The sequence below is a fragment of the Streptomyces sp. NPDC032822 genome (assembly GCF_055578825.1).
Window position 1 is genome coordinate 91,533 of the sequence record NZ_JBVIOL010000001.1, and the last position, 15,232, is coordinate 106,764.

The 15,232-nt window shown below is 71.7% G+C and carries 13 protein-coding genes and 1 tRNA gene; 12 read left to right on the forward strand and 2 right to left on the reverse strand.

All coding sequences use genetic code 11. The features are described 5' to 3' along the window. Window positions 1-162: 162 nt before the first annotated feature. Window positions 163-1,509, reverse strand: a complete 1,347-nt coding sequence (gene murA / locus ACZ5VD_RS00340) for a UDP-N-acetylglucosamine 1-carboxyvinyltransferase (protein WP_468552905.1) — start codon at window positions 1,507-1,509, stop codon at window positions 163-165. Between the two features lie 252 nt (window positions 1,510-1,761). Here murA and ACZ5VD_RS00345 point away from each other — a divergent pair, with 252 nt between their 5' ends. The 12 genes from ACZ5VD_RS00345 to ACZ5VD_RS00400 all read left to right on the forward strand — a co-directional run bounded on the left by ACZ5VD_RS00345 (window position 1,762) and on the right by ACZ5VD_RS00400 (window position 14,943). After that, window positions 1,762-2,334: a YqgE/AlgH family protein gene (locus ACZ5VD_RS00345; protein WP_468552906.1), complete on the forward strand. Its 573-nt coding sequence runs from the start codon at window positions 1,762-1,764 to the stop codon at window positions 2,332-2,334. A gap of 28 nt (window positions 2,335-2,362) precedes the next feature. After that, window positions 2,363-2,659, forward strand: a complete 297-nt coding sequence (locus ACZ5VD_RS00350) for a DUF3039 domain-containing protein (RefSeq protein WP_468552907.1) — start codon at window positions 2,363-2,365, stop codon at window positions 2,657-2,659. 213 nt (window positions 2,660-2,872) lie between these two features. Then, entirely contained in the window at window positions 2,873-4,168 is a 1,296-nt protein-coding gene (locus ACZ5VD_RS00355; RefSeq protein WP_468679785.1) for an extracellular solute-binding protein, read from the forward strand. Between the two features lie 5 nt (window positions 4,169-4,173). After that, window positions 4,174-5,220: a carbohydrate ABC transporter permease gene (locus ACZ5VD_RS00360; RefSeq protein ID WP_468552909.1), complete on the forward strand. Its 1,047-nt coding sequence runs from the start codon at window positions 4,174-4,176 to the stop codon at window positions 5,218-5,220. Continuing rightward, window positions 5,217-6,062, forward strand: coding sequence for a carbohydrate ABC transporter permease (locus tag ACZ5VD_RS00365; protein ID WP_468552910.1), 846 nt, complete (start codon window positions 5,217-5,219; stop codon window positions 6,060-6,062). Before ACZ5VD_RS00360 ends, ACZ5VD_RS00365 begins: the two co-directional genes overlap by 4 nt. Window position 6,063: 1 nt before the next feature. Next, a complete protein-coding gene (locus ACZ5VD_RS00370; RefSeq protein ID WP_468552911.1) occupies window positions 6,064-7,707 on the forward strand; it encodes a beta-N-acetylhexosaminidase in 1,644 nt (547 codons plus the stop codon). Window positions 7,708-7,947: 240 nt separating this feature from the next. After that, on the forward strand, window positions 7,948-8,841 hold the full coding sequence (locus tag ACZ5VD_RS00375) for an FAD binding domain-containing protein (protein ID WP_468552912.1): 894 nt from the start codon (window positions 7,948-7,950) through the stop codon (window positions 8,839-8,841). Beyond that, window positions 8,838-10,535 (forward strand): (2Fe-2S)-binding protein, encoded by a 1,698-nt coding sequence (locus tag ACZ5VD_RS00380; protein WP_468679786.1) that lies wholly within the window; start codon window positions 8,838-8,840, stop codon window positions 10,533-10,535. Before ACZ5VD_RS00375 ends, ACZ5VD_RS00380 begins: the two co-directional genes overlap by 4 nt. Next, on the forward strand, window positions 10,532-12,841 hold the full coding sequence (locus ACZ5VD_RS00385; RefSeq protein ID WP_468552914.1) for a xanthine dehydrogenase family protein molybdopterin-binding subunit: 2,310 nt from the start codon (window positions 10,532-10,534) through the stop codon (window positions 12,839-12,841). The genes ACZ5VD_RS00380 and ACZ5VD_RS00385 overlap by 4 nt, the downstream gene beginning before the upstream one ends. Then, entirely contained in the window at window positions 12,838-12,969 is a 132-nt protein-coding gene (locus ACZ5VD_RS00390) for a hypothetical protein (protein WP_468552915.1), read from the forward strand. The genes ACZ5VD_RS00385 and ACZ5VD_RS00390 overlap by 4 nt, the downstream gene beginning before the upstream one ends. Then, window positions 12,966-13,496: an AAA family ATPase gene (locus tag ACZ5VD_RS00395; RefSeq protein ID WP_468679789.1), complete on the forward strand. Its 531-nt coding sequence runs from the start codon at window positions 12,966-12,968 to the stop codon at window positions 13,494-13,496. Before ACZ5VD_RS00390 ends, ACZ5VD_RS00395 begins: the two co-directional genes overlap by 4 nt. 265 nt (window positions 13,497-13,761) lie before the next feature. Further along, window positions 13,762-14,943 (forward strand): SUKH-4 family immunity protein, encoded by a 1,182-nt coding sequence (locus ACZ5VD_RS00400; RefSeq protein WP_468552917.1) that lies wholly within the window; start codon window positions 13,762-13,764, stop codon window positions 14,941-14,943. Window positions 14,944-15,026: 83 nt separating this feature from the next. Here ACZ5VD_RS00400 and ACZ5VD_RS00405 read toward each other — a convergent pair. Further along, window positions 15,027-15,101: transfer RNA gene (locus tag ACZ5VD_RS00405), tRNA-Cys, on the reverse strand. Between the last annotated feature and the right edge of the window lie 131 nt (window positions 15,102-15,232).

Here is a 15,232-nt window from a genome sequence, read left to right on the forward strand (position 1 = left end):
GGCCGGCGGCCAGGTGAGTGACGGTCAGCCGAGTGCCTTGCCCGGGAGTTCGACCTTCGCGCCCGGGGCGACGGGCTTCTCCATGCTGTGCCCGCCCGGGGGACAACCCCCGGACCCCCGGCCCGGGGCGGCGTCGCCGGGGCCGGAGGGGCGAGGGTGTGGTCAGCCGAGTGCCTTGCCCGGGAGTTCGACCTTCGCGCCCAGGGCGACGAGCTTCTCCATGAAGTTCTCGTAGCCGCGGTTGATGAGGTCGATGCCGTGGACCCGGGAGGTGCCCTGGGCGGCCAGGGCCGCGATGAGGTAGGAGAAGCCGCCTCGGAGGTCGGGGATGACCAGGTCGGCGCCCTGGAGGCGGGTGGGGCCGGAGACCACCGCCGAGTGGAGGAAGTTGCGCTGGCCGAAACGGCAGACGGAACCGCCCAGGCACTCGCGGTACAGCTGGATGTGCGCCCCCATCTGGTTGAGCGCGGAGGTGAAACCGAGGCGGGACTCGTAGACCGTCTCGTGGACGATGGACAGCCCCGTGGCCTGCGTCAGCGCCACCACCAGCGGCTGCTGCCAGTCCGTCTGGAAGCCGGGGTGCACGTCGGTTTCGAGGGCGATGGACTTCAACTGGCTGCCCGGGTGCCAGAAGCGGATGCCCTCGTCGTCGATCTGGAAGGCACCGCCCACCTTCCGGTAGGTGTTCAGGAACGTCATCATCGAGCGCTGCTGGGCGCCGCGGACGTAGATGTTCCCCTCGGTGGCGAGCGCGGCGGACGCCCAGGAGGCGGCCTCCAGGCGGTCCGGGAGGGCGCCGTGGTTGTAGCCGCCGAGTTGGTCCACACCGGTGACGCGGATGGTGCGGTCGGTGTCCATCGCGATGATGGCGCCCATCTTCTGCAGGACGCAGATGAGGTCCTCGATCTCCGGCTCCACGGCCGCGTTCGAGAGCTCGGTGACGCCCTCGGCGAGGACCGCGGTGAGCAGCACCTGCTCGGTCGCGCCGACGGAGGGGTAGGGCAGCCGGATCTTCGTGCCGCGCAGGCGCCGCGGCGCCTCCAGGAACTGTCCGTCCGCCCGCTTCTCGATCGTCGCGCCGAACTGCCGCAGCACCTCGAAGTGGAAGTCGATGGGCCGGCCGCCGATGTCGCAGCCGCCGAGGCCGGGGATGAAGGCGTGACCGAGGCGGTGCAGCAGCGGACCGCAGAGGAGGATCGGGATGCGCGACGAGCCCGCGTGGGCATCGATGTCGGCGACGTTCGCGCTCTCCACATGTGTCGGGTCCATCACCAGCTCGCCCGGCTCCTCACCCGGACGGACCGTCACCCCGTGCAGTTGCAGCAGGCCGCGTACGACACGCACGTCACGGATGTCCGGAACGTTGCGCAGTCGACTCGGCTCACTGCCCAGCAGAGCGGCCACCATGGCCTTCGGTACGAGGTTCTTCGCACCGCGGACCCGGATCTCGCCCTCCAGCGGGGTTCCGCCGTGAACAATCAGTACGTCGTCAGAGCCGTTGACGGTCATGTATCTCGCGTTCCGATGAGTCGGGCAGGGACCAGAAGGGAAAGGGTAATCGCCGCCCACCCCCCTTCTGTAAGCCCAAGGACCGGCCAGGTCGGTCATAGCTCTGTCACAACACGAACCGTTCCGCGTCGGGCACATGGGGTCACCGGCGCGCGCGTGCGCGTGCGGCGCATCAGTGCGCCCTGAGCTGCGTTCACGGCCGTAGGGGCATTGGCTCCCCGCGCGAGGGGAAGATGCGGGATCATGTCTGGCATGACCGAGGTGTCCTCGCTCACAGGGCGGCTGCTCGTGGCCACGCCCGCCCTGGCGGACCCGAACTTCGACCGCGCGGTGGTGCTCCTTCTCGACCACGACGAGAAGGGCTCCCTCGGCGTCGTCCTCAACCGTCCGACTCCGGTGGACGTGGGGGACATCCTGGAGGGCTGGGCGGATCTCGCCGGCGCCCCCGGTGTCGTCTTCCAGGGCGGTCCGGTCTCCCTGGACTCGGCGCTCGGCGTCGCGGTCATCCCCGGCGGCACGTCCGTCGACGGCGCGCCGCTCGGCTGGCGCCGGGTGCACGGCGCGATCGGGCTGGTCGACCTGGAGGCCCCGCCGGAGCTGCTCGCCTCGGCGCTCGGGTCCCTGCGGATCTTCGCCGGGTACGCCGGCTGGGGGCCCGGCCAGCTGGAGGAGGAGCTGGTGGAGGGCGCCTGGTACGTCGTGGAGTCGGAGCCCGGTGACGTCTCCTCGCCGTCCCCGGAGAGGCTCTGGCGCGAGGTCCTGCGCCGCCAGCGCAACGAACTGGCGATGGTGGCCACGTACCCGGACGACCCTTCGCTCAACTGAGGCCTGTGAGCTTCAGTACCCTTGCGTTATGAGCACTCTTGAGCCTGAGACCCAGCCGCAGCGCGGGACTGGTACGGGGACCCTCGTAGAGCCGACGCCCCAGGTGTCCCACGGCGACGGTGACCACGAGCGCTTCGCCCACTACGTCCAGAAGGACAAGATCATGGCGAGCGCGCTCGACGGGACTCCCGTCGTGGCGCTGTGCGGCAAGGTCTGGGTGCCGGGCCGCGACCCGAAGAAGTACCCGGTGTGTCCCATGTGCAAGGAGATCTACGAGTCCATGGGCGCCGGCGGCGACGACAAGGGCAAGGGCGGCGACAAGTAACCCTCCTCCCCGCTGAGGTTCGTGAGGCCCCCGGGGCGCGTTTCGTGCGCCTCGGGGGCATTTGTCGTTCCCTGGCGTTGCACGGGGTGCGTCGGGTGGTCACAGAGTGGTTGAGACCTCTTGTCGGCGTGTTCCTGTAGTCCCTAGCCTCCGTGGTGTTGTGCAGAGCGAAACCGTCATTGCATATGCTGCAACGCCCGGAGGAAACGCTCCATGAAACTCTCCCCCCGTCTCCCCACCCTGGTACTGGCCGCCCTCGTCGTCACGGCCTGCGCCCCCCAGACGTCCGACAACGCCTCCTCCGACAAGGACGACACGTCCGGCACCCTGCGTGTCTGGCTCTTCCAGGAGGTCGGCAACAAGCCGAAGGAACAGGCCGTCGGCTCCGTCGTCACCGCCTTCGAGAAGGCCCACAAGGGCACGAAGGTCGACGTCGAGTACATACCGATCGACACCCGCGCCCAGCGCGTCAAGGCCGCCTTCAACGACCCGAAGTCCGCTCCCGACGTCATGGAGTACGGCAACACCGACACGGCCGGCTATGTGAAGGACGGCGGACTCCTCGACGTCACCGAGGAGTTCGGCGACTGGAGCGAGTCCAAGGACACCGACCCCACAGCGAAGCAGTCGGTCACCGTGGCCGGCAAGATCTACGGCGCGCCCCTCTACGTCGGCGTCCGCGCCCTCTACTACCGCACGGACGTCTTCGAGGAACTGGGCCTGGACGCCCCGACCACGATGGCCGAACTGGCCTCCACGGCCCGCGAGATCCGCGCCGCGAAGCCCGACCTGTACGGCCTGGTCGTCGGCGGCGCCTACACCTACGGCGCGATGCCCTTCGTCTGGGCCAACGGCGGCGAACTCGCCACCGGCAAGGGCGGCTCGTACTCCTCCGGCATCGACAGCGCCGCCGCCCAGAAGGGCATCAAGGCGTACACGTCCCTCTTCGGTGACGACAACTGCCCCGCCGCCAAGTGCGCCGGGATGGGCGGCAACGACACGATCACCGCGTTCGCCGCGGGCAAGGCGGCCATGGCGATCGGCGGCGACTTCAGCCACACCGCCGTCGAGGCCGGCAAGGTCAAGGGCAAGTACGCGGTGGTGCCGCTGCCGGGCGTCACCTCGGGCTCGATCGCCCCGGCGTTCGCCGGCGGCAACAACATCGGCGTCCTCAAGAGCACTTCGCACCGCACCCTCGCCGTCGACCTGATGGAACAGCTCGCCTCGAAGAAGTCGCAGACCGCGCTCTTCGACGCGATGGGGTTCCTACCGACCTTCGGTGACGTACGGCAGCAGGTCGCGGCGAAGCAGCCCTTCGTGAAGCCCTTCGTCGAGACCCTCTCCGCCGGTACCAGGTTCGTCCCCGCCTCGCCCGCCTGGTCCCAGATCGACTCCTCGCTGGTCCTGCCGACCATGCTCCAGGAGGTCATCAGCGGCAAGAAGGACGTGGCCGCGGCGTCGAAGGACGCGGCGACCGAGATGAACGACGCCTTCAGTTCCGCGGGGTGACGCCGATGAACGACCGCACGGCGCCGCCCGACGCCCCGCCCGGCCGCACCGTCGAGGCCGCTCCGGCGGCCCCGGCCGGGCGGGCCCCCGGCGCCGGACCCGCCAAGGACACCGGGTCCGGCGCGGCCCCGTCCCGCCGCCCGCGCCGCGGGCCCGTGAGGGGCGGCTCCCCGCTCGCGCGGGGCCGCTGGACCCCCTGGCTCTATCTCGCCCCCGCCCTCGTCGTCCTCGGCGGGCTGCTCGTCTACCCCATCTACCAACTCGGCCTGATCTCGCTCTTCCAGTACACCCAGGCCCAGGTCAGCGGCGGCGAACCGACCACCTTCAAGGGCCTGGGCAACTACGCCGAACTGTTCGGCGACGACCAGTTCTGGCAGGTCCTGCTGGCCACGGTCGTCTTCGCGGTGGCCTGTGTCCTGTCCACGATGGCGGTCGGCTGCGCCCTCGCCGTCCTCCTCACCCGTGTGCGCGCCCTGCCCCGGCTCGCGCTGATGCTGGCCGCGATGGGCGCCTGGGCGACGCCGGCCGTCACCGGCTCGACGGTCTGGCTGCTCCTCTTCGACCCCGACTTCGGCCCCGTCAACCGCATGCTGGGACTGGGCGACCACTCCTGGACGTACGGCCGGTACAGCGCCTTCCTCCTCGTCCTGCTCGAAGTGGTCTGGTGCTCCTTCCCGTTCGTGATGGTCACGGTGTACGCCGGTATCCGCGCCGTCCCGGGCGAGGTGCTGGAGGCCGCCTCCCTGGACGGCGCCTCGCAGTGGCGCATCTGGCGCTCGGTCCTCGCGCCGATTCTCCGGCCGATCCTGACCGTCGTCACCATCCAGTCCGTCATCTGGGACTTCAAGGTCTTCACCCAGATCTACGTCATGACGAACGGCGGCGGCATCGCCGGCCAGAACCTCGTCCTGAACGTGTACGCCTACCAACAGGCCTTCGCCTCCTCGCAGTACGGCCTCGGCTCCGCGATCGGCGTGGTGATGCTGCTGATCCTGCTGGCCGTCACGCTCGGGTATCTGCGGCTGTTGCGCAGGCAGGGGGAGGAACTGTGAGTCTTCTCCGTGCCCAGCTACGGCGTCCCTGGCGGCTGGCCGCCGAGGCGTCCGCGCTGCTGATCGCGGTCGCCGTGGCCTTCCCCCTCTACTGGATGGTGCTCAGCGCCTTCAAACCGGCCGGTGAGATCGAGTCGTCCGAGCCCCGGCCCTGGACGCTCGCGCCCTCCCTGGACTCCTTCCGGCGCGTCTTCGAACAACAGGAATTCGGTCGTTACTTCCTCAACAGCCTTGTCGTGGCGTGCAGTGTGGTGCTCGCCTCGGCGCTGATCGCGTTTCTCGCGGCGACCGCCGTGACCCGATTCCGGTTCCGCTTCCGGACCACCCTGCTGATCATGTTCCTGGTGGCCCAGATGGTGCCCGTCGAGGCGCTGACGATCCCCCTGTTCTTCCAGATGCGGGACTTCGGTCAGCTGAACACACTGGGCTCGCTGATCCTGCCGCACATCGCCTTCTCGCTGCCCTTCGCGATCTGGATGCTGCGCGGATTCGTGAAAGCCGTACCGGAGGCGCTGGAGGAGGCCGCGTACATCGACGGGGCGAGCCGCGCGCGATTCCTGTGGCAGATCCTTTTCCCGCTCGTCTTCCCCGGCCTGGTCGCCACGAGCGTGTTCTCCTTCATCTCCGCCTGGAACGACTTCCTGTTCGCCAAGTCGTTCCTCATCAGCGACACCTCGCAGTCGACCCTGCCGATGGCGCTGCTCGTCTTCTACAAGCCGGACGACCCGGACTGGGGCGGTGTGATGGCGGCCTCCACGGTGATGACGATTCCGGTGCTGGTGTTCTTCGTACTCGTACAGCGACGTCTGGTCTCCGGGCTGGGCGGAGCGGTCAAGGACTGACATGAGTGAACTGATTCCGGCACCCCGCGCCGTCGTCGCCGCGGCCGGCGAGATACGGCTGACGGCCCGCTCCCGGCTCTACGCCGACACCGGGCTGGAGGGCGTCGGCCACTGGCTGCGCACCGCCCTCTGGCAGGCCACCGGCCTGCCGCTGCGCGAGGGACGGGAGCTCGACGACATCCGCGGCGACGGCATCGGACTCCGGCTCGATCCCACACTCGGCCCCGAGCAGTACCGCCTCGTCAGCGACCAGGACGGCGTTCTCGTCGAAGGCGGCAGCGCGGCCGGTGTCTTCTGGGGCGCCCAGACCCTGCGGCAGCTCCTGGGCCCCGACGCGTACCGAAGGGCCCCGCTCGGCCCCGCCCGCACCTGGGCCGTACCGCACCTCACGATCGAGGACGCGCCCCGCTTCCCGTGGCGCGGCCTGATGCTCGACGTGGCCCGGCACTTCATGCCGAAGGAAGGCGTCCTGCGCTACCTCGACCTGATGGCGGCGCACAAACTCAACGTCTTCCACTTCCACTTGACGGACGACCAGGGCTGGCGCGTCGAGATCGAGCGGTACCCGAAGCTCACCGGGACCGGCTCCTGGCGGACGCGCACGAAATTCGGCCACCGGGCCTCACCGTTGTGGGAGGAGAAGCCGCACGGTGGTTTCTACACCCAGGACGACATCCGGGAGATCGTCGCCTACGCCGCCGAGCGGCATATCAGTGTCGTCCCCGAAATCGACGTACCCGGCCACTCGCAGGCCGCCATCGCCGCGTACCCGGAACTCGGCAACACCGACGTCATCGACACCACCACCCTCTCGGTCTGGGACAGCTGGGGAATCTCCCCGAACGTACTCGCCCCCACCGACAACACCCTGCGCTTCTACGAGGGGGTGTTCGAGGAACTCCTCGATCTCTTCCCGGCGGACGCCGCCGAGTTCTCGGCGTTCGTCCACATCGGCGGCGACGAATGCCTCAAGGACCAGTGGAGGCGGTCGCCCACCGCACAGGCCCGCATCAAGGAACTCGGCCTCGCCGACGAGGACGCGTTGCAGTCGTGGTTCGTCGGACACTTCGACACGTGGCTCTCCGCGCGCGGGCGCCGGCTCATCGGGTGGGACGAGATCCTGGAGGGCGGGCTCGCCGAAGGCGCCGCGGTCTCCTCCTGGCGCGGCTACCAGGGCGGCATCGCGGCGGCCCGCGCGGGCCACGACGTCGTCATGTGCCCCGAGCAGCAGGTGTACTTGGACCACCGGCAGCACGGGGGCGCGGACGAACCCGTCCCCATCGGCTACGTCCGCACCCTGGAGGACGTCTATCGGTTCGAGCCCGTTCCACCGGAGTTGACACCCGCCGAGGCCGGGCACGTCCTGGGCGCACAGGCCAACCTGTGGACCGAGGTGATGGAGGACCAGGGGCGCGTGGACTACCAGGCCTTCCCTAGGGTCGTCGCCTTCGCCGAGGCCGCCTGGAGCGACCTGCCCGCGCCCGCGGAACGGGACTTCGCCGACTTCGAGCGGCGGATGGCCGTCCACTACCGGCGACTTGACGCCCTGGGGGTCGGCTACCGGCCGCCCGCGGGACCGCTGCCCTGGCAGCGGCGGCCCGGGGTGCGGGGCCGGCCGATCGAGGGGGCGCCGCCGCACAAGTAGGAGACGAGGACCCGGGGGAGAAACCCGACAGGGGTCACCGAAGAGTGTCAATCGGTATGCACCGGTGATGCCGTGCGAAAACGGGCCATCTCCCCGGTGAGGTGGGCGAATGCCTCCTAGCGGACCCCCGCGTCGGCGTCCTGCGAAGATGTGCCAGAGTTGCCACGTCCGCCCTGTCAGCACGTACCGTACGGCAACACAGGTGGGACCAGGTGGGGCAGCGGGAAGGGGCAGCCGGTTTTGACCACGCACGCACCGCAGGCGGGGCAGTCCGTGACGCTGCCCACAACGCTGGACGAGGCCGTGACGGCGTTGGCCGCCACGCCCGCCGCCGTGCCCGTGGCCGGCGGCACCGACCTGATGGCCGCCGTCAACTCCGGGCAGCTCAGGCCCGCCGCCCTGGTCGGCCTCGGCCGGATCAGCGAGATCCGCGGCTGGCAGTACCTGGACGGCCACGCCCTGCTCGGCGCGGGTCTCACCCACGCCCGCATGGGCCGCCCCGACTTCGCCGCGCTCATCCCGGCCCTCGCTGCCTCCGCGCGCGCGGCCGGCCCGCCGCAGATCCGCAACGCGGGCACCCTGGGCGGCAACATCGCCTCCGCGTCCCCCACCGGCGACGCGCTTCCGGTGCTGGCCGCCCTGGAGGCGACGCTGATCATCGCGGGCCAGGGCGGGGCCCGCCGGGAGATCCCGGTGTCGCACCTGCTGGCCGGGATGGACATGCTGCGCGCCGGTGAACTCATCGGCTTCGTGCGCGTGCCCCTGCTGCACGCCCCGCAGGTCTTCCTCAAGGCGACCGGCCGCACCGGCCCGGGCCGGGCGCTCGCGTCCGTCGCCCTGGTCCTCGATCCCGCCCGCCGCGGGGTCAGGTGCGCGGTGGGCGCCATAGCGCCGATGCCGCTCAGACCCCTGGACGCCGAGCAGTGGGTCGCCCGGCTGATCGACTGGGACAACAGTCGCGCGATCGTCCCGGAGGCGCTCAGCGCCTTCGGCGAGTACGTCGCCGCGGCCTGCATTCCCGACCCGGTGCCGGCCGAGGACGGCTCCGTACAACAGCTTCCGCCCGCCGTACTGCACCTGCGGCGCACCGTCGCCGCGCTGGCCCGACGAGCACTGGGGAGGGCACTGTCGTGACCGACGACCAGCACGGGGAAGGCAGGCCCCAGGGCGGGGGCCGCTGGGACCCGCTCCCTCAGGGTGACTACGACGACGGCGCCACCGCCTTCGTCAAGCTCCCCGAAGGCGGCATCGATGCCCTCCTGGCCGCCGCAGACCCGCTCGCCGCACCCGGTCACGGCTATGTGCCGCCGCCGATAACGGTGACGCCGGGCACGGGCACCGACCCCGCGGCGGGTACCTGGGGGGTGCCCGCCGACGGAGTCCAGTGGCCCGACCCGAACGCCGTGCCCCAGGACGCGGGGAACGACCGGTTCACGTACCACCAGGGCGGCACCGGGCAGTGGAACTTCGAGGAGAGTGCCGCGGCGGAGGCCGCGCGGACCGCCCAGGCCTCGGGTCAGGACGTGACCGGGCAGTGGTCGATCCCCGTCGCCGACGGTGATCTTCCGGACGAATCGGGCGAGTTCACCACGTCGGCCCTGGTCGAGCAGTGGGGCGGCACCCCGCCCGCCACGCTCCCGGGGGGCGCCGCCGCGCCCTGGGCGACCGAGGCCGCGGGCCAGCCCTGGGGACAGCAGGCGGAAGGCCTGGTCTCCGAGCCGCACACGCACCTGGAGCCCGGCCCGCCCGGATCCGAACAGCCCCGGTCGCACGCGCCCGAGGCCGCGCGTGCGCACCTGGCCGAACGGCCCGCCGAGTCGTACGCGCCCGCGCCGCGCCCCGAGTCCGAGGCGCCCGCCGAACCGCCGTACACCGGAGCCCCCGCCGAACCGTTCGCAGGCGCCTCACAGGCTGCCCACGGCGTCGGTGAGGCCCCTGGAGCCACCGAGGTGCCCGAGGAGGCCCAGGGGGCCGCTGAGGCCGCCGAGGGGGCCACGGAGGCGGATGCCGGCGAGGAGACCGCCGCAGGGTCGGAGACGGCCGACGCGCAGCGGGCCGCGGAGGCCGACGAGGCGCTCGCGACCTCTGCCGCCGCGGAGGCCTCGGACACGGCGGAGACCACCGACCCGGCAGGGGCCCCGGACGCTCCGGACGTCCAGGACGGCGAGGCGGCGCCCCCGCCGTCCGGTGAGGAACACCCCCTCGCCTCCTACGTCCTGCGCGTCAACGGCGTGGACCGCCCCGTCACCGACGCGTGGATCGGCGAGTCGCTGCTCTACGTGCTGCGCGAGCGGCTCGGCCTCGCGGGCGCCAAGGACGGCTGCTCGCAGGGCGAGTGCGGGGCCTGCAACGTCCAGGTCGACGGACGGCTCGTCGCCTCCTGCCTGGTGCCCGCCGTCACCGCGGCCGGCAGCGAGGTCCGTACGGTCGAGGGCCTGGCCGCCGACGGACAGCCCTCGGACGTACAGCGGGCGCTCGCCAAGTGCGGCGCCGTGCAGTGCGGGTTCTGCGTGCCGGGCATGGCGATGACCGTGCACGACCTCCTGGAGGGCAACCCGGCGCCCAGCGAGATGGAGACCCGTCAGGCCCTGTGCGGCAACCTGTGCCGCTGCTCCGGCTACCGCGGTGTCGTGGACGCGGTCAAGGAGGTCGTCGCCGAACGCGAGGCGCACGCCGCGGCGGACGCTGAGTCGGACGGCGACGAGCCACGTATTCCGCATCAGGCGGGTCCCGGAGCCGGCGGTGTCAACCCGTCGGCGTTCGAACCGGCCGAATCGCGTGACCGGGCGTACGGTCCCGGCCAGGGACAGGACGGAGGCCAGGAGTGACCAACGAAGCCGCCACCGCGACCACCGCCGCGGAGGCAGCCCCCGCCCCCGAACCGATCCCGCACGGCCTGGGCGTCTCCCTGCCGGCCACCGACGCCCGCGCGAAGACGGAGGGCACCTTCCCGTACGCCGCCGACCTGTGGGCCGAGGGCCTGCTGTGGGCGGCCGTCCTGCGCTCACCGCACCCGCACGCGCGCATCGTGTCCATCGACACCACCCACGCGCGCGAGATGCCCGGCGTCCGCGCCGTCGTCACCCACGAGGACGTGCCGGGCACGCCGGTCCACGGCCGCGGCAAGGCAGACCGCCCGGTGTTCGCCTCCGAGGTCGTGCGCCACCACGGCGAGCCCATCGCGGCCGTCGCCGCCGACCACCCCGACACCGCGCGCATGGCCGCCGCCGCCGTCATCGTCGAGTACGAGGTCCTCGACCCGGTCACCGACCCCGAACAGGCCTTCGAGGCCGAGGCCCTGCACCCCGACGGCAACCTGATCCGGCACATCCCGCTGCGGCACGGCGACCCGGACGCGGCCGGCGACATCGTCGTCGAGGGCCTCTACCGCATCGGCCGCCAGGACCCCGCCCCGATCGGCGCCGAGGCCGGCCTCGCCGTCCCGCGTCCCGACGGCGGCGTCGAGCTGTACGTGGCCTCCACGGACCCGCACACCGACCGCGACACGGCCGCCGCCTGCTACGGCCTGGAACCGGAACGCGTCAAGGTCGTCGTCACCGGCGTCCCCGGCGCCACCGCCGACCGCGAGGACCAGGGCTTCCAACTCCCGCTCGGCCTCCTGGCGTTGAAGACCGGCTGCCCGGTCAAGCTCACCGCGACGCGCGAAGAGTCCTTCCTCGGGCACGTCCACCGACACCCCACCCTCCTGCGCTACCGCCACCACGCCGACGCCGAGGGCAAGCTGGTCAAGGTCGAGGCGCAGATCCTGCTCGACGCGGGCGCCTACGCCGACACCTCCTCGGAGGCGCTGGCCGCCGCCGTCTCGTTCGCCTGCGGGCCGTACATCGTCCCGAACGCGTTCATCGAGGGCTGGGCCGTACGCACCAACAACCCGCCCTCCGGCCACGTACGCGGCGAGGGCGCCATGCAGGTGTGCGCCGCCTACGAGGCGCAGATGGACAAGCTGGCGAAGAAACTCGGCCTCGACCCGGCGGAACTGCGGCTGCAGAACGTGATGGCCACCGGGGACGTCCTCCCCACCGGCCAGACGGTGACCTGCCCGGCGCCGGTCGCCGAACTGCTCCAGGCCGTACGGGACTTCCCCCTCCCCGCGCTCCCCAAGGACACCCCCGAGGACGAGTGGCTGCTGCCCGGCGGCCCCGAGGGCGCGGGCGAACCGGGCGCGGTGCGCCGGGGCGTCGGCTACGGCCTGGGCATGGTGCACATGCTGGGCGCCGAGGGCGCCGACGAGGTCTCCACCGCCACGGTCCGCGTCCAGGACGGCGTGGCCACGGTGCTGTGCGCGGCCGTCGAGACGGGACAGGGCTTCACCACCCTGGCCCGGCAGATCGTCCAGGACACCCTGGGCATCGACGAGGTCCACGTGGCACCGGTCGACACCGACCAGCCGCCGGCCGGCCCCGGCTGCCGAGGCCGCCACACCTGGGTGTCGGGCGGCGCGGTGGAACGCGCCGCGAAAATGGTCCGCACCCAACTGCTCCAGCCCCTGGCGCACAAGTTCGGCATGTCCACCGAGCTGCTCCAGATCACCGACGGCAAGATCACCTCGTACGACGGAGTCCTGTCGACCACCGTCACCGAGGCGATGGACGGCAAGGAACTCTGGGCGACCGCGCAGTGCCGCCCGCACCCGACCGAGCCCCTGGACGAGACCGGTCAGGGCGACGCCTTCGTGGGCCTGGCGTTCTGCGCGATCCGCGCGGTGGTGGACGTCGACATCGAACTCGGCTCGGTACGCGTCGTCGAACTGGCCCTCGCCCAGGACGTCGGCCGGATCCTCAACCCGACCCAGCTGGTGGCCCGGATCGAGGGCGGCGTCACGCAGGGCGTGGGCATCGCCCTCACGGAGAACCTGCGCAGCGCGCGCGGGCTGATCCGCCATCCCGACCTCACCGGGTACGCCCTGCCGACGGCCCTGGACGCGCCGGAGATCCGGATCGTGAAACTGGTCGAGGAACGCGACGTGGTCGCCCCCTTCGGGGCGAAGGCCATCAGCGCGGTGCCGGTGGTGACGTCCCCCGCGGCGATCGCCGCGGCCGTCCGCGCCGCGACCGGCCGCCCGGTCAACCGACTGCCGATCCGCCCGCAGGCGGCGGTGGTGACGAACCAGTGAGCCACGAGGACGCCCCCGAGGGGCCGCGCTACGAACCGACGCCCGGCGTGGGGAAGCTGGCGGGCTGGATCCTGCTGTTCCTGCTGGCGGCGATCGTCGTGGTGCTGGGCGGTATCTACCTCACGTGACGCGCGGGGTCGTGCTGATCACCGGGGTGATGGCGGCCGGTAAGTCCACGGTCGCGCAGGCGCTCGCGGAGGGGCTGCCGAGGGCCGCACATGTCCGGGGTGATGTGTTCCGGCGGATGGTCGTGTCGGGCCGGGAGGAGTACGAGCCCGGTGGCGGGGGTGGCGGCGAGGCCCAACTCCGGCTCAGGTACCGGCTGTCGGCGGCGACCGCGGACACGTACGCGGAGGCCGGTTTCACGGCGGTCGTGCAGGACGTGGTGCTGGGCGCCGACCTGACGGCGTACACCCGGCTGGTACGCACCCGTCTGCTGTACGTCGTGGTGCTGGCGCCGAGCCCGGAGTCGGTCGCGGCGCGCGAGGCCGGGCGGGCCAAGACGGGCTACGGCGCCTGGACGGTCGCGGAACTGGACGCGGTGCTGCGGACGGAGACGCCACGCATCGGCTTGTGGCTGGACTCGTCGGGACTGTCGGTGGGGGAGACCGTGGCGGAGATCCTCGCGGGATGGGAACGCGCGAGGGTGGTTTGACGTCTCCCTGCGTGGAGTGCCCGGCGCGGGACGCCCGGTGCGCGGTCCGGCATGAGGTCTGTCGTGGGGTTCGGCGCCGAGCGTTCGGGGTGGGCGTTCGGCGGGGGCGTTCGGTCCGGGGCGTTGTCAGTGGCGGCACGTAGTGTTCTGGCAGTGGGGACGGGGCGGGAGTCGGGGTGACCGCCGGAGCCGCGGTGGGCCGCGCGTGCCCTGCGCGGGGGCTGTGGGACACGGGGCTGTGGGACACGTACATGCGGGGGAACACATGAGCTGCACGACGACTGATCCGGGCCCGGCGACCGATGCCGGCCCGGTGACGATCACACTGACCGAGGCCGAGTTGGGCCCGTACGTCACGCACGCGTCGACGCGCCGCTGGCTGACCGGCCCCGGACTGCCGGGCGGCGACGGCCTGTTCACGTTCGCGGAACTGCGCCGCCAGGGCCTGCGTACGGTGGCCGACTCGACCGCCGACACGGACCGCCTGGTGTCCGAGCTGTGCGACCAGCTGGTCATAGGCGGACTGGTGGGCCCCGGCGGCCACGAGACGGAGTCGGTCCTGCTGGACGGCGCGACCGGAGAGATCTCCACGACCCACTTCCTGCACGACCGCCCCGACCTGATGGGCCGCCGCCCGCTCGCCCCCTCGCTGGAGAGGCTGGTGCGGTTCGCGACGGCGACCGACGAACTCGCCGCACTGCGGGGCCAGTTCGCGTCCTACGCGGGCCGTTTCGGGCCGGAGACGGTCGCGGAGGCCTCCCGTCAGCTCCTGGCCGTCTTCAAGGAGGGCACGGGCGGCGAGGTCCCGCCGTTCTGGAAGATGGCGGCCCTGATCCGCCCGCTGTCCCTGGTTGCCGGACCGGGCGCCCGGTCCGGCCTCGCCCTGGACCTCCCGGCCCGCCTCCTGGACCAGGAGTTCGGCCGCGGCAAGGTCGCCCGCTACGAGGACGTCGACTTCCCCGCGACCCTCACCCACGAACCGACCCGCCGCTTCCTGCGCGAGACGGGCCTGCCCGAGGACGCCTTCCTCTTCCACCTCGACACGGACGCGCCGCTGACGACCCTGGCGGAACACCACGCCGACGACCCCTCGGCCGAACTCCCCGCCCGCGCGGCCCACTTGATCCGCCTGGGTGACCTGGTCGAGAACAACAGCCTGGTGATCGACGGCACCACGGGCGCGGTCCTCAACTGGAGCGAACCCGAAGCGACCCTGTACCCCCTCAACACGGACATCTCCACCCTGGGCTTCACTCTCTGGCTCCTGCACCGCGAAAGAGCCATCGACGAGGACCTCTCCCACGGCCTGACCGCGGACACCTACGACCAGCTGGCCGCGACGATGATCGACGTCCTCTCGACGGTCGACCCCACGGGCACGACGACACCGGCCGGCCGCCACTACTGGACGGAACTGTTCCGGGACGAGGCGTGCGGGGCGCTGTGACCGCGAAGCACGAGGAGGCACCGGAGGCCGCCGACCGTGTGGGCGACCTCGTATCCCGGAGAGGGCGGCGAAGGTGGAAGTACTGGAGGCCGTAGCGGGATTCGAACCCACGTAACTCGCTTTGCAGGCGAGCCCCTAAACCACTCGGGCATACGGCCGGGTCGGTGGAGCGGTGCTCCGGTCCGGTCCTGGTGAGATGACCGTATGGCGAGGCGGGGAGGGGCTCAAGGGAATCGCGGGGGCTGCAACGGGACTGCCACACGCCGTTCACGGAAGGGGGAGCGGGGGC

Excerpts from the sequence above, each read along its gene's own strand:
- murA (WP_468552905.1), bottom strand. The coding sequence starts at position 1,509 with ATGACCGTCAACGGCTCTGACGACGTACTGATTGTTCACGGCGGAACC.
- ACZ5VD_RS00345 (WP_468552906.1), top strand. The coding sequence starts at position 1,762 with ATGACCGAGGTGTCCTCGCTCACAGGGCGGCTGCTCGTGGCCACGCCC.
- ACZ5VD_RS00350 (WP_468552907.1), top strand. The coding sequence starts at position 2,363 with ATGAGCACTCTTGAGCCTGAGACCCAGCCGCAGCGCGGGACTGGTACG.
- ACZ5VD_RS00355 (WP_468679785.1), top strand. The coding sequence starts at position 2,873 with ATGAAACTCTCCCCCCGTCTCCCCACCCTGGTACTGGCCGCCCTCGTC.
- ACZ5VD_RS00360 (WP_468552909.1), top strand. The coding sequence starts at position 4,174 with ATGAACGACCGCACGGCGCCGCCCGACGCCCCGCCCGGCCGCACCGTC.
- ACZ5VD_RS00370 (WP_468552911.1), top strand. The coding sequence starts at position 6,064 with ATGAGTGAACTGATTCCGGCACCCCGCGCCGTCGTCGCCGCGGCCGGC.
- ACZ5VD_RS00400 (WP_468552917.1), top strand. The coding sequence starts at position 13,762 with ATGAGCTGCACGACGACTGATCCGGGCCCGGCGACCGATGCCGGCCCG.